Source organism: Burkholderia sp. F1, assembly GCF_050813845.1.
Taxonomy (GTDB): Bacteria; Pseudomonadota; Gammaproteobacteria; order Burkholderiales; family Burkholderiaceae; genus Burkholderia; species Burkholderia ubonensis.
This window is the reverse complement of sequence record NZ_CP172423.1, coordinates 208,904-223,629: the sequence shown is the minus strand read 5'-3', so window position 1 is coordinate 223,629 and position 14,726 is coordinate 208,904. Positions and strand designations below refer to the sequence as shown.

The following is a 14,726-nucleotide window of genomic DNA, read 5'->3' as shown; positions in this document are numbered from 1 at the left end:
GCCGGCGCGGCGTCCGCCGGCTCGTCCGGCCGCAGGTGCAGAATCTCGTCGCGCAGTGCGCGCGCGAGCGCCTGCAGCTGCGGCTTCGACAGTTGTTCGATCCGATCGAGAAAATGTGCCACGGTCCTCCCCATGCCGGCGGCAAAAGTCAGTTGCCGGGCGCACCGCGCCCGGATGCCCGGTTATTCGGCTTGCAGATCCTCCAGCAGCTGCTCGAGCGAGCGCTCGCCGGCCGCGAGCCGCGCGGGCCGCGAACAGTCGCGGTGCTCGAACGGATAGGCCGGCAGCACGACGCGCCGGTATCCGGCGCCGGCGAAACCGGCCCGCCAGTCCACCGGGCGCGCACCGGCCCAGAGCGCGCCGAACGCGCGCCGCCACGCGTCGTCGTCGAGGCCGGCGGCGGCATCGAGATGGCGCGTGGCGCGGCCGTTCGCATCGCGCAGCGCGAGGAAACCGCCCGCGCCTTCGCCGCCTTCGCCACCATCGGCCGCCCGCAGCGCGATCCGCCCGAGCCGCTCGGGCGCCGGCGCGGGATCGGCGGCCACGAAGCGGCGCGCGGCCTCGTCGAGCGAACACTCGCGATAGACGGCCGCCGCCGCGAGCCACATCCGGCCGCGATAGACGAGCTGGTCCGGCTCGACGCCGAACGCGGCCAGGCAGGTGGCGATCGCATGCAGCACGCAGAACCAGGCCGCCTCGGGCAGCGCGTCGATCCAGCCGGCCGCGTGCCCGCCCGGCTGCGCGGCGAGTGCCGCGCGCGCCGCCGCGAGCGCGGCCGCGAAACGGGGCTCGCCGTGCCAGCCGGCCGGCGCGGCGGCGGGCAGCGCGGCGCCGGCGACGAAGCGGAACGCGAGCGTGTCGATCGCGGCGGGCGCGTCGGCCTGCCCGTGCCGCAGCCGCGCCGCCGTCGCGCGCAGTTGCGCGATCAGGTCGTCGTGGCTGTCCGGATAGAGGCAGACGGCGTGCTCGAAGCGGCGCCGGCCGGCCAGCGTCGTCGCGCAGAGATCGGCGAGCGCGTCGGACGCGCCAACGCGTTCGAGATGGCGCGCATGGCGCTCGCAAAGGCGCGCGAGCGCGGGCAGCGTGCGCGCCGATACCGCGAACGCGCCGCGGCCCTCGTGCGCGGCCGGCCGCGCCGGCGGCGCGGCGACGATCAGGTGCGCGTTGGTGCCGCTGAACCCGAACGAGCTGACCGCGCAGGTCAGCGCGCCGTCCTCGCGCGCGATCAGCGGCTGCGGCGCGGTCGGGATGCGGATCGCGCGCGGGTCGATCTCGAGGTGGGGATTGAGCGTCTTCAGGTGCAGCGTGGGCGGGATCGTCCGGTGCCGCATCATCAGCAGCACCTTGATCAGCCCGGCCACGCCGGCCGCGCTTTCGGTGTGCCCGATCGCCGACTTCACGGCGCCCACGTAGAGCGGATCGGCCGCGTCGCGCTGCGCGCCGTAGGTGGCCTTCAGCGCGGCCATCTCGATCGGGTCGCCGAGCGGCGTGCCGGTGCCGTGCGCCTCGACGTAGCGGACCTCGGACGGCGGCGTGCCGGCCCGCGCGAGCGCGGCCTCGATCAGGCGCGCCTGCTGGCGGCTGCTCGGCGCGGTCAGCCCCTGGCCCTGGCCGTTGTGATTGACGGCGCTGCCGCGGATCACGCCGTGGATCGTGTCGCCGTCGGCGAGCGCGTCGTCGAGGCGCTTGAGCAGCACCATCCCGCAGCCGTCGGAGCGCACGTAGCCGTCGGCGCCGGCATCGAAGGTGCGGCAGCGGCCGGCCGGCGACAGCATGCCGGCCTTCGACAGCACGATGTTGTTGGCCGGCGAGAGGATCACGTTGACGCCGCCCGCGAGCGCGACGCGGCACTCGCGCTCGCGCAGGTGCTGCGCGGCCACGTGCACCGCGACGAGCGACGACGAACAGGCGGTGTCGATCGCCATGCACGGCCCCTGCCAGTCGAACAGGTGCGCGATGCGCCCCGGGATCGCACTGACGTGATGGCCGGGCCCCATCAGCCCGACCAGCGCCTTCGCGTGACGCTGCGACAGGTCGGCGAAATCGGACGGGCCGGGGCCGATGAACACGCCGGCGCCCTCGGCAAGCTGCTCGGGCGTGTAGGCGGCCGATTCGAGCGTCTCCCAGGCCACTTCCAGCGCGATGCGCTGCTGCGGGTCCATGTACTCGGCCTCGCGATCCCCGATGCCGAAGAAGCGGTTGTCGAAGCCGTGCACGTCGGCGATCTGGCCGCCGTCGTTGGCGACCATCTTGCCGTCGTCGGCCGAGCCCGGCGCGTAAAAGCGCGGCACGTCCCAGCGCGTGCCGTCGAACGGCCGGACCATGTCGGCGCCCGCCAGCAGCTGGTCCCAGAACGTGTCGACGTCGTTCGCGCCGGCCGGCATCCGGCAGGCCATGCCGATCACGGCGATGTCGCCGCGCGCGGCATCGGCGCGCGGCGCGGCGGGCAGCGCAGCGGCCGGGCCCGTCGCGGCATGGGCCGGGGCCGCCGCGTCGTCCGATCGTGCCTGCGATGCCTGCGCGGCCTCGCGCGCGTGCAGGTCGTCGAGCAGCCGCCGCGACACGGCGGCCACGCTCGGGCAGTCGAACATCAGCGAGACCGGCAAAGACAGCTGCAGTTGCGCGGCGAAGCGGTTGCGCAGCTCGACCGACAGCAGCGAATCCATGCCGAGCTCCAGCAGCGAGCGCGCCGGGTCGATCGCGTCGCCGGCGTCGATCGCCAGCACGTCGCGAACGGTGGCCTCGACGTGCGCCTCCATCTGCTTGCGCGCGGCCGCGCCGGTCTGTTGCAGCAGCGCGCGCACGAAACCGGCGAGCCGGTCGCCGGCCGGGCCGGCGGGTTTCGCGGCGGGCCGGGCCGCCGCCCCCGAGACGAGCTCGAACAGCGGCTGCGCGGTGCGCTCGGCCAGGTACTCGGCGATGCGGGCCCAGTCGAAGCGCGCGATCACGGCCTCGGCGTCGGGGCGCGCGAGCGCGGCCTCCAGCACGTCGAGCGCGGCGTCCGGCTCGAGCAGCACGAAGCCGGCCCGCTCGATCTTCTGCCGGACCCGCCCGGCCGTCGCCATCCCGGCTTCGGCCCACGGGCCCCAATGGATCACCGTCGCCGGCAAGCCGCCGGCGCGGCGCGCGCGGCCGAGCGCGGCGAGGAAACCGTTCGCGCCCGCATAGTTCGCCTGCCCCGCCGAGCCGACGATCGCGGCCACCGACGAGAACAGCACGAAGCGCGCGACGCCGGCCTCGCGCGCGATCCGGTCGAGGTTCAGCGCGCCGGCCACCTTCGCGCGCATCACGCGTTCGAAATGCGCGTCGGTGAGGTTCTGCAAGGGCGCGTCGTCGAGCACGCCCGCCGCGTGGTAGATGCCGCCGAGCGGCAGGCGCACGGCGGCGAGGCCGGCGCGCAGCGCGTCGTGGTCGGCGACGTCGGCGCGCACCCAGGTGAGCGGTACGCCGGCGGCGGCCAGCGCATCGCGCGCGGCGCACGCATCGGCATCGTCGGGGCCGCGACGCGAGACCAGCACCAGTTCGCCGGCGCCGGCGCGGGCCAGCCGGCGCGCGAGCGCGAGCCCGATGCCGCCGAGGCCGCCCGTGATCAGGTACGCGCGGTCGCCGCGCACGGGCGCCTCGCGAACCGCATCCGCCGCGTTTGCCGCATCCGGCGCATCCGCTGCATCCGGCATGACGGCGGCCAGCCGCCGGACGTGGCGGCGCCCGTCGCGGATCGCGACGTCGTTCTCGCCGTCGCCGGCGTCGAGCGCGAGCACGATCTGCGCGGCCCGGGCGGCGCCGTCGGCGCGCGCGTCGAGATCGACCACCCACGGGCGCCAGTGCGGCTGCTCGAACCCGAGCGTCTTCGCGAAGCCGGCGACGACGCCATCGCCGACGTTCGGCGCGGCGCCTTCGTCACCGTCGCCGACGCGCTCGACGCCCTCGGTCACGAAACCGAGCCGCAGGCCGGCCGTATCGCCGAGGCCGAGCAGCGTCTGGCCTATCACGCGCAAGCCGCGCGCCGTTTCAGCCGCATGGCGCGCCAGCCCGGCCTGCCGGGCGGTGCCGTCGAGCCCGGCGCGTGACGGCGCGAGCCAGAACAGCAGGTCGACGGGGCCGCCCGCCGCATCGGGTGCGAGCGCGGCGAGCACGCCGGCCAGCACGCCCGCGTCGCGCCAGCCGTCGGGCAGCGCCCGCCATTGCACGCCGGGCGGCAAGGCGGCCGCGTGCTGCCAGTCGCCGGGCTCGGCCAGCACGATGCGGCGCCGCGCGGGCGCCGTCTCATGCGCGGTATCGGACGTCGGTGCGGCGGCTTGCCAGACCAGCCGGAAATCGGCCCCGCCCTGAAGCGGCGACGCCTGCAGCTGCGCGACCTTCGCATTGCGCGGCCAGTAGCGCCGGCGCTGGAACGCATAGGTCGGCAGCACCAGCCGGCGCGGGCGCGTCGCGCCGTACAGCGCGGACCAGTCGGGCGACAGGCCCGACGCGTAGAGCGCGGCCCACGCGCGATCCCACGAGCGCGATGCGGACTCGCGCGAGAACAGCGCTTGCGGCGCGAGGCCGGCGGCAAGCGCGGCGTCGCCGATCGCCAGCCAGCGGCCGGCGCCCTGGGCGCCGTCACCGTCCCGCGCGGCCGGCTCGTCGGCCGGCATCGCCAGCCAGTCCCGGCGGCGCGTTGCATCGCGCCAGGTCTCGACGCGGCTCGCGCCGTCGCCGGCGTCGACCAGCGCGACGTCCGGCCCCACGAGCGGCCAGCCGGCCAGCGCGAGATCGCGCGCGGCGGCATCGAGCGGCAGCCACGCGAGCACCGTCTCGACGCTCACCAGGCCCGCGGCGGTCGCCGCGACGAGGCGGCCGCCCCGGTCACCTCCCGCCACCGCGTCGGGGCGCAGCCCCGCCGCCATGAGCGTCTGGAAGATCGCGCAGCCCGTCAGGTAGGCCAGCGCGTCGTCGCGTGCGGCCACGCCGTCCGGGGCAAGCGCGACGAGCGCGTCGAAGCGTTCCGAGAATGCGCCGCTGGTCTGCTTCAGTTGCTCGACGACCACCGCCGGCGCGGCGTCGAACGCGCTGAACACCCAGCGCATCCCGTCGACCGGCGCCGCCTTCGCGCGTTGCGCCGATGCATCGGCGCGGGCGGCGGCCCGCTCGTCGATCGTCGCAGCGAGCGCCGCGCGCAGCCCGGCGATGCCGTCGGCCGTCAGCGCGACGCGTTCGCGGAAATGATTGCGGCCCACCTGGCTCGTGTAGGCGAGCGCGTCCCAGTCGGGCTCGGACCCGGGCTCGAACCCGGGCCCGGACTCGCCTTCGGCCAGGTAGTCGCGATAGCGCAGCAGCAGCGCGTCGAGCGCGGCGGCGCTGGCGGCCGACACGGCGAGCACGCGCGGGCCGCGCGCCGGCGGCGCGGCGGCCGCGGCCGGCGGCACGTCGCGCACGATCAGGTGCGCGTTGGTGCCGCTGAAGCCGAACGAATTGACGGCGCCGTGGCGCGCGCCGGCCGCGCCGCCGAACGGGGCCTCGCCCAGCGCGAGCCGCACGCCGTCGCGCAGCGTGATGTGCGGATTGAGCCGCTCGAAGTTGCGCTGCGGCACCACGCGGTCATGCGCGACGCAGAGCGCGAGCTTGATCAGGCCGGCCACGCCCGCGCAGGCCTCGGTGTGGCCGATCTGGGTCTTGACCGAGCCGATCACGAGCGGCGCGTCGTCGCGGCGCCCGTCGCCGTAGACGGTCTGGATCGAGTTCATCTCGATCGGGTCGCCGAGCGGCGTGCCGGTGCCGTGCGCCTCCACGTAGCTGACGCGCGCGGCGTCGAGCTTCGCGGCGCGCAGCGCGTCGCGCATCAGCGCGATCTGCGCGGCCGTGTTCGGCGCGGTCAGCCCCTGGCTGCGGCCGTCGTGATTGACGGCCGAGCCGACGATCGCGGCCAGGATCGGATCGCCGTCGGCCAGCGCGCGCGACAGCCGCTTGAGCACCACCACCGCGCAGCCCTCGCCGCGCACGTAGCCGTCGGCGCGGTGATCGAAGGTCCAGCATTGCCCGGTGGGCGACAGCATGCGCGCGTTCGAACTGACGATCGACGCTTCCGGCGACAGGATCAGCGAGGTGCCGCCCGCGAGCGCCAGCTCGCATTCGTCGTCGAGCAGGCTGCGGCAGGCGAGATGCACGGCGACCAGCGACGACGAGCAGGCCGTGTCGATCGTCATGCAGGGCCCGTGCACGCCAAGGATGTAGGCGAGCCGCCCCGCCGCGATGCTGAACGCCTCGCCGGACGCGTAGTACGGCGAATGCCGCGCGTCGGCGCCGGTGATGTCGGGCGCGTTCAGGTGCAGGTAGTCCTTGTTCATCATGCCGACGAACACGCCCACCTGGCGCCCGTCGAGCGACGCGCACGCGTGGCCGCTGCGTTCGATCGCCTCCCACGCGACCTCCAGCAGCAGCCGCTGCTGCGGGTCCATCGACTCGGCCTCGCGCGGCGAGATCGAGAAAAAATCGGCGTCGAAGCGGTCGACCTCGTCGACCAGGCCGAGCGAGCGCGTATGGATGCGGCCGCCCGCCTCCGGGTCCGGGTCGTAGTACGCGCCCATGTTCCAGCGCTCGGACGTCATCTCGCCGATGCCGCAGCCCGCCGAGCGCAGCAGCGCCCAGTAGTCGTCGGGGCTGGCGACGCCGCCCGGCAGCCGGCAGCCGACGCCGACGATCGCGATCGGTTCGGCGGCGGGGCCGTCCTCGACCTGCTGCTGCTTGAGCTTGAGCGCGAGCGCCATCAGCTGGTTCTTCGACAGCCGGGACAGCCGGCTCAGGTATTCGTCCTTCCAGCCGGCGGACGACGCGGACTTATTCACGGATGAACTCCTTGCCGAGCAACGCGACCAGATCGTCGTCCTGCAATCCCTCGATTTCAGCCAGCTCGGCATCGACGGGCGCCACGGCGGGCTCCGGCTCGGCGGGCGCCGCGAGCGGCGGCAAGGCCAGGCCGTTGCCGGCCAGCACGTGCGCGGCCAGCGCGTCGAGCGTCGGGTGATCGAACACCAGCGTCGCCGAGTACGCGATGCCGAGGCAGTCGGCCAGCGCCAGGCTCAGCGCGACGCTCATCAGCGAATCCATGCCGAGCCCGCTCAGCGGCGCGGCCGGCGCGATCGCGTCGGCCGCGATGCCGGTGACCGCGGCGATCTGCTCGGCGACGAAGCGCCGCGCGAGCGCCGCACGCTCGGCGGGCAGCGCGCCGGCGAGCCGCTGCAGGTAGGAATCGGGTTCGGCCGATGCCGTCGCGGCGGCACCGCCCGCCGCCTCCGCCGCCACCGCCACGAGCGGACGCAGCAGCGCGGGCAGGCGCCGCGCCTGCGCCAGCGCGTCGAGCCGCCAGTGCACGACGCTGCACTGCGCGTCGCCGATCGCCAGCAGCGCGTCGAACCAGCGCGCCGCATCGGCCGGGTCGAGCGGGTTCGCATGCAGCCGCGCGTAGGTCGCGTCGGGCTGAGCCACGCGCGCCAGCATCCCGGTATCGCGCCACGGCCCCCAGTTGATCGCGGTGGCCGGCACGCCGCGCGCGCGCAGCGCATGCGCGAAGCTGTCGAGCGCGGCGTTGGCGGCCGCGTAGTTGGCCTGGCCCGCGCCGCCGAACAGCGCGGTGATCGACGAGAACAGCCAGACGAAATCGAGCGACGCGGCCGGCAGCGCATCGAGCAGGTGACGCGCGCCGTCGAGCTTCGGCGCCGCCGCGCGCTGCAGCCGCGCGGCGTCCTGCTCGACGAGGCGCGCATCGTCGAGCACGCCGGCCGCATGCACGACGCCGCGTACGCGGGCGTCGCGCGCCAGCGCGCCGACCACGGCCGCGACCCGCGCGGCATCGGTCACGTCGCAGGCCACCCACTCGATGGCGGCGCGGCGCGCCTCGAGCGCCGCGAGCCACGCCGGCGGCTCGGCCGGCACGCCGCGCCCGAGCACGACGATGCGGCCGGCGCCGCGCGCATGCAGGAATTCGACGACGCGCCGGCCAACGCCGCCCAGGCCGCCCGTCACGAGATAAGCGCCGTCGCCGGCGATCGCCACCGGGTCGCGCGCGAGCGCCGGCCCGAGCCCGCGTTGATGGCATCGGCCGTCGCGCAGCGCGAGATGGTCGGGCCAGCGCGCGGCGTCGCGCGACGCCGCGTGGTCGGCCGCGCGCAGCACGGCATCGGCATCGGCCGCGTCGCACCGGCCGGCGTCGAGATCGACGAGCGTGACCGCCTGCTGCGGCGCCTCGGCCTGCAGCGTGGCGCCGAGTCCCCAGAGCGCCGCGGCCGATGCGTCGGGCGCCTCGCCCGCCACCGGTTGCGCGCCGCGCGTGACCAGCAGCGCGCGATGCAGGCGGCCGGCGGTCAGGCCGGCGAGGAAACGGACCACGGCCAGATCGGCGGCCGCCGCGCCCGGCGAACCGGCCGCGTGCGCATGGACCAGGCCGAACGGTTCGGCATGGGCGGCCGCGTAATCGACCAGGCGCCGCTCCAGCGCGGCGATGCCGGCCGCGTCATCGCCGGCGCGGTCGAGCCGCTCGACGCGCGCGCCGCGCGCCGCGAGCGCGGCGGCGAAGGCGTCGCCGGCCGACGCCGCGTCGCCGACGATCAGCCACGGCCGGCCGGCTTCGTCGGCCGACGCGTCGGACGGCAGGTCGACCGGCTGCCAGCGCGGCGCATGCAGCGCGCCGCGGCGGGTCCGGCGGACCGGGCGGTTGCAGCAGTTGCGGCGATCGCGGCCGCACCGCCGAGCCCGCGACGATCGACGCGCGCGAACCGCACGCCGTCCATCTCGCAGCACGGCGTGCCGCGCGCATCGGTGATGCGCAGGTCGGCCTCGATGCCCTCGTCATGCGCGCGCACGCGGCAGACCACGCGCGGCTGCGCCGGCAGCGGGCCGTGCCAGGCCAGCCGCTCGACACCGGTCGGCAGCAGCAGATGCGCGCCGTCCGCTTCGAGCGATTCGAGCGTGGCGGCCAGCACGGTCTGCAGGCAGTGATCGAGACGCCACGGCGCGGCCGCGTAGCCGGCCGGCTCGGGCGTGCCGGCGACCGCGAGGTCCGCGCCGATCGTGTCGCCGGCGCGCCGCAGCCAGGTGATGCCGCGGAACGGCGGCGCATAGTCGTAGCCGAGCGCGGCAACGCGCCCGTAGAACAACGCGCCGTCCATCGCGACCGCTTGCGCATCGGCCGGCGCCGCGATCGCGGGCGCGGCCGTGCCGGCGGCGAGCGGTTCGGCGATGCCGAGCGCATGCGAGGTCCACGCGCCGTCGGCGCCGCTCGCGCTGCGCACGCGGATCGCCGCGTGGCCGCCCTCGGACGGCTCGGCCGTCGCTTCGAGCCGGTAGGCCGTGTCGTGGGCCAGGCGCAGCATCTGCTCGAAGCGCAGCCCGCGCAGCACGACGCCGGCCGGCCGGCCGAGCCAGCGCAGGCCGGCCTCGATCGCCAGCCCGAGATAACCGCCCGCCGGGAACACGCTGTGGCTGCCGATCACGTGCGCCCACGGCGCACGGTCGAGGTCCGGATCGATGCGCACCTCGGTGCGCGCGCCCGGCGCGGTGCGGGTGGCCGTCGTCACGGCCGCGCCTGTCGCCGCGTCGGCCACGTCGGCCACGTCGGCCGCCACCGCCCCGCTCGCCCCTCGCGGCCGTGCGCCGCTCGCCGGCAGCCAGTACGACTCGCGCTGGAAGCGGTAATGCGGCAGGTCGTCGAGCGTCGCGGTGCGCTCATGCGGGTAGACGCGCCAGTCGACGGCAAGCCCGGCCTCGCTCGCCTTCGCGAAGATCGCGGCAAGGCCGTGATGGTCGGCATCGACGAGCGCCGGCAGCCACTGCACCGTGCGCGACGGCGCGGCGGCTTGCGCCATGCGCGTGAGGATCGGCTTGGGACCGATCTCGATCACCAGATCGACGTCCTGCGCGAGCAGGCTGCGCACCGACTGCTCGAAACGCACGGGCTGCCGGATGTGATCGGTCCAGTAGCCGGCGCCGAGCGGCCCGGCGCACACCTCCCCGGTCAGGTTCGAGATCAGCGTCGCGCGCGGCGCGGCGTACTCGATGCCTTCGGCGACCTCGCGGAAGGCGGACAGGATCGGCTCCATCAGCGGCGAGTGGAACGCGCGCTCCACCGGCAGCGGGAACGCCGCGATCTGCCGCTCGCCGGCCAGCTTCACGAGGGCTTCGAGCTGTTGCGGATCGCCCGCCACCACCTGGTTGCGCGGCCCGTTGAGCGCGGCCACGGCCAGCCGGTCGAAGCCGCGCAGCAGCGGCTCGATCTCGGCGAGCGGCGCGAGCAGCGCGACCATCGCGCCGCGCGCGGTGCCCTCGTGCATCAGCTCGCCACGCCGGCTCAGCAGGCGGATCGTGGCGGCCTCGCTCATCACGCCGGCATGGCAGGCCGCGCCGAATTCGCCGACGCTGTGGCCGAGCACCACGCTCGCCTCGATGCCGGCCTCGCGCAAGAGCAGCGCGAGGCTGTGCTCGACGCAGAACAGCGCCACTTGCGTGTAGCGCGTCTCGTCGATGCGCGCGCGCGGCTCGCCCCACATCACGTCGAACAGGTCGAACCCGGCCTGCTCGCGCACCAGCGCCGCGCAGCGTTCGAGATGCGCGCGGAACACCGGGCTCGCCTGCGCGAGCCGGCGCGCCATGCCGTGATACTGCGCGCCTTGGCCCGTGTACATGAACGCGATCCGCAGGCCCGCGCCGGAAGCGCTGCTGTCTGCCGATGCCGCCGCGAGGCGTTCGCGCAGCGCGTCGTGCGAATCGAACGCGAACGCGACGCGCCGCGCATGCTGCGCGCGGCCGGCCGTCAGCGTGCGCGACAGCGCGGCGAGATCGATCCGCTCCCGGCGCGCGTCGACGTACTCGGCGAGCGCCGCGAGGTTCGCGCGCAGCGCGGCAGGCGTGGCGGCCGAGACGACGGCGGGCAGCGGCGACGCCGGCGCCTGCACCGCGGCGCCGGCCTCGGGCGGGACGAATTCCTCGACGATCAGGTGCGTGTTGCTGCCGCTGAAGCCGAACGAGCTGACGCCGGCGCGGCGCGGCCGACCCGGCTCGGCGCGCCACTCGCGGGCCTGCCGCGCGATCTCGATGCGCCGTTCGTCGAGCTTGAGCAGCGGGCTCACCGCGTCGACGTGCAGGTGCGCGGGCACCACGCGATGCTGCATCGCGAGCACCACCTTGACGAGGCCCGCCATGCCCGACACGGCCTCGGTATGCCCGAGGTTGGTCTTGACCGAGCCGACCGACAGCGGCGCGGCGCGCTCGATTCCGGCGCAGTACGCGTCGTGCAGCGCCTGGATCTCGACCGGATCGCCGAGCCGCGTGCCGGTGCCGTGCGCCTCCACGTAGTCGATGTCGGCGCTCGCGCAGCCGGCCAGCGCGAGCGCGCGGCGGATCACGTCCACCTGCGCCTGCCCGTTCGGCGCGGTCAGGCCGTTGGTGCGCCCGTCCTGCATCAGCGCGGCGGACTTGATCACGGCGTGGACGCGGTCGCCGTCGGCGAGCGCGTCGGACAGCCGCTTGAGCAGCAGCACGACGCCGCCCTCGCCGCGCACGTAGCCGTCGGCGCTCGCATCGAAGGTCTTGCAGAGCCCGTCGGGCGACAGCATGCCGGCGCGGCCGTAGGCGACGCTCAGCGACGGCCCGACCATCATGTTGACCGACGCGGCCACCGCCATCGCGGCGCCGCCGTCGAGCAGGCTGCGGCAGGCCGAGAAGATCGCGCTGCTCGACGACGAGCAGGCCGTGTCGATCGTCATCGTCGGCCCGCGGAAGTCGAAGCAGTAGGCGAGCCGCCCGGCCGCCGTCGACAGCGCGGTGCCCGAGCCGAACCAGGCGTCGATCTCGCCGAGCGCGCGTTCGCGCAGCGTCAGCGCCTCGTAGTCGTGCGTATAGGCGCCGAGGAACACGCCGACGTCGCGCCCGGCCTGCGTGTCCGGATCGATGCCGGCCTGCTCGAACGCCTCGTGCACGAGCTCGAGCAGCAGCCGCTGCTGCGGATCGAGCGCCTGCGCCTCGCGCGGCGTGATGCGGAAGAACGCGGCGTCGAAGCGGTCGATGTCGGACAGGAAGCCGCCCCGGTGGATCTGCGGCAGCGCCGGCGCCAGCGCGTCCAGCTCGTCGCGGTATTCGCGCCAGCGCGCGTCGGGGCGCGGGCCGATCACGCAGCGGCCCTCCTCGAGCATGCGCCAGTAAGCCTGCGGCGTATCGATGCCGCCCGGGAAGCGCAGCGCGATGCCGACGATCGCGACGTCGGTGTCGCGCGTGCCGCCCGGCGCGGCCGAGGCGCCCGCCGCGGCTGCGCGGCGCGGCTCGCGCGGCGCAGCCGCGGGCCCCGCGCCGGCTTGCGCCGGCCGCAGCCGCGCGTCGATATGGCCGGCGATCGCGCGCGCGGTCGGATAGGTGAAGAACGATGCCGGATCGAATTCGATCGAGAACGCGGCGCCGAGCAGCAGGCGCAGCTCCATCAGCCCCATCGAATCGAGGCCCAGCTCGCGCAGCGGCCGATCGGCCGCGAAGGTGTCGGGCGCGCGCATGATGCGCTGGATCGATTCGGCCACCACGTCGAGCGTGCCGCGCGCGCGGCCACGCTCGCCGGCAGCGGGCGCCGCCTGCGCACGCCCCGCGCGGAACCGCGACGACAGGTCGTAGCGGATCAGCACGCCGTCGCCGCCGTTGTCGACGTCCTCGGGGCGCGCGCCCGGCACCACGCGTTCGATCGTCGCGCCATGCAGATGGTGAAACCGCAGCAGCGGATCGACCGGCTGGCCGTGCGCGTCGCGCAGGCCGATATAGCGCGCCATCGTTTCAGACTGCGAAACGAACGAGAGGCAGCGCGTGATGCCGTAGACGGCTTCGACGCCGGCCGTCAGCGCGGCCAGGTCGAGCGCGTGCTCGAGCAGCTGATCGCCGAGCGCGAGCGACTGGAAATCGGGATGCACGCTGATCGCGAGCAGTTGCCAGTAGCGGCCGTTGGCGACGTGCGCGTCGGCATAGTCGGCGTGCCGGCGGTGCAGCACCGAATCGAGATCGTCGATGCGCTGTGTATAAAGCACCCCGGCCGCCTGCCCGCGGTATTCGACCACGAACTGCCCCTCGGCGAACGTGCGATGACGCCGCTCGAGCGCGGCGCGCGACAGCCGCAGCGGCTCGGGCCAGCAGCGCGCGTCGATCTCCAGCAGGGCCGGGATGTCGTCCGGCGTCATGGTGCGGATCGCGAACGGTTTCGGGTGGACGCGCTGCAGGACGATCCGCGAGAACGGCGTGACGCTCGGGTAGCGGCGCAGCGAATCGCGATCCGGATAGAGCCCCGCGCTCGCGAGCGCCTGGTGGAACGTGCCCGCATCGACGAGCGCCTGGCGCGACAGCGCGTGATAGAAGTCGAAGCTGAAGCTCTCGGTCTGGCTGAAATACGCGCGCGTGAGCCGCACCGGCAACGCGAACACCTCGAGCACGATCAGCCCGTGGCGGCCCATGATGCCGGCCCAGCGCGCGAGGTGCTCGCGCAGGTCGCGCGCGACGCGCGCCGAAGGCAGCCAGTTGCCGCGCGCGTCGACGTACACGTGATCGTCGCCGGGCGGCTGCGCCGCGTCGGCGGCCCCGGCCGTCAGGTCGAGCGGGCGGTCGTGATCGAGGAACGAGCGCACGTGCAGGATCGCGTCGGGATCGTCGACGCCGTGCTCGCGCAGCACGTCGAGCAGCGCCCGCGGCTGGCCGATGTCGGCGTGCACCAGCAGGTGCGGCAGCCCGTCGAGCGTGCGGCCCGCGGCGTCGAGCGAGCGCTGGTTGTAGTCGGCACCGATCAGCAGCAGCGGATGCCGGTCGAGACAACGGCCGCGCGCCGAGCGCGTCGCGATCGCCGTGTAGAGATGCCGCAGCAGCGCGCCGTCGCCGCAACCCATGTCGACGATATGGCGCGGCTGCGCGTCGATCGGCTCGCGGTCGAACAGCTCGACCACGAGATCGGCGAGATCGCTGAAATACTTGCCGTGCTGGAAACCGCTGCCGATCACGTTGAGGGTGCGGTCGACGTAGGTCTCGTGCCCGTCGGCGTCGCGCGTCAGCACGCGGCGCGGGTCGCCGCAAATCAGTTCGGGCAGCGCCATCAGCAGCGGCCGGTACGAAGCGGTCACGCCCATCGTCAGCGCGCGCTCGCACAGATGCCGCCCGCGTTCGTTCAGCGCGAGCGGCCGCGCCGGTGCAAGCAGCCGCTGCGCGTCGAGCCAGTCGCGCAGCATCGCGTGCAGCGCCGGATGCACGCGTGTCGCGAGATTCGCGTCGTCATCGCCGTCGCCACCGTCGCGCCCGACGCCGCATTTGGCCAGCGCGAGCAGCAGCGGCACCGTCAGCGCGCCGTCGAGCACGCGCGCCCAGTCGGCGTCGCGGGTGTCCCAGCCGCGCGCCGAGCGCGCCAGCCACGGCGCGAGCTGCGCCGCCTGCGCGCCGTCGCGCAGGCAGGCGTCGAAGTCGATCCGGTAAAGGGTATCGATGCCGTCGGGCAGCGCCGGCAACGAACGAAACCGATCTGTCAGCGCATAGGTTTCGTGATCGTCCGACGCGACGCAGTCGAGCGCGTGCAGCGCGCGAAACGCGAGGCGCAGGTAGCCGGGGTTCGCGCGCAGCTCGCCGCCGAGCCGCGTCACGCCGACGGGGCCCGCTTCGAGCGCGGCGAGGATGCCGAGCTCGCGGCAGGCCGACAGCAGCGGGACGGCGGCAAAGCCGTGCAGGTAGGTGTTGACGAGTTCCAGCAT

3 protein-coding genes are annotated in these 14,726 nt (G+C 74.9%); all 3 read right to left on the bottom strand.

Features of this window, described 5'->3' with window-relative positions:
* Positions 1-182: 182 nt before the first annotated feature.
* The gene (locus ACFIMZ_RS35405; protein WP_431825912.1) at positions 183-6,824 is read right to left on the bottom strand and encodes an SDR family NAD(P)-dependent oxidoreductase; all 6,642 of its coding nucleotides are present in this window, start codon (positions 6,822-6,824) and stop codon (positions 183-185) included.
* Positions 6,817-8,001 (bottom strand): beta-ketoacyl reductase, encoded by a 1,185-nt coding sequence (locus ACFIMZ_RS35400; protein WP_431826035.1) that lies wholly within the window; start codon positions 7,999-8,001, stop codon positions 6,817-6,819. The genes ACFIMZ_RS35405 and ACFIMZ_RS35400 overlap by 8 nt, the downstream gene beginning before the upstream one ends.
* 581 nt (positions 8,002-8,582) lie before the next feature.
* Entirely contained in the window at positions 8,583-14,726 is a 6,144-nt protein-coding gene (locus tag ACFIMZ_RS35395; RefSeq protein ID WP_431825911.1) for a GNAT family N-acetyltransferase, read from the bottom strand.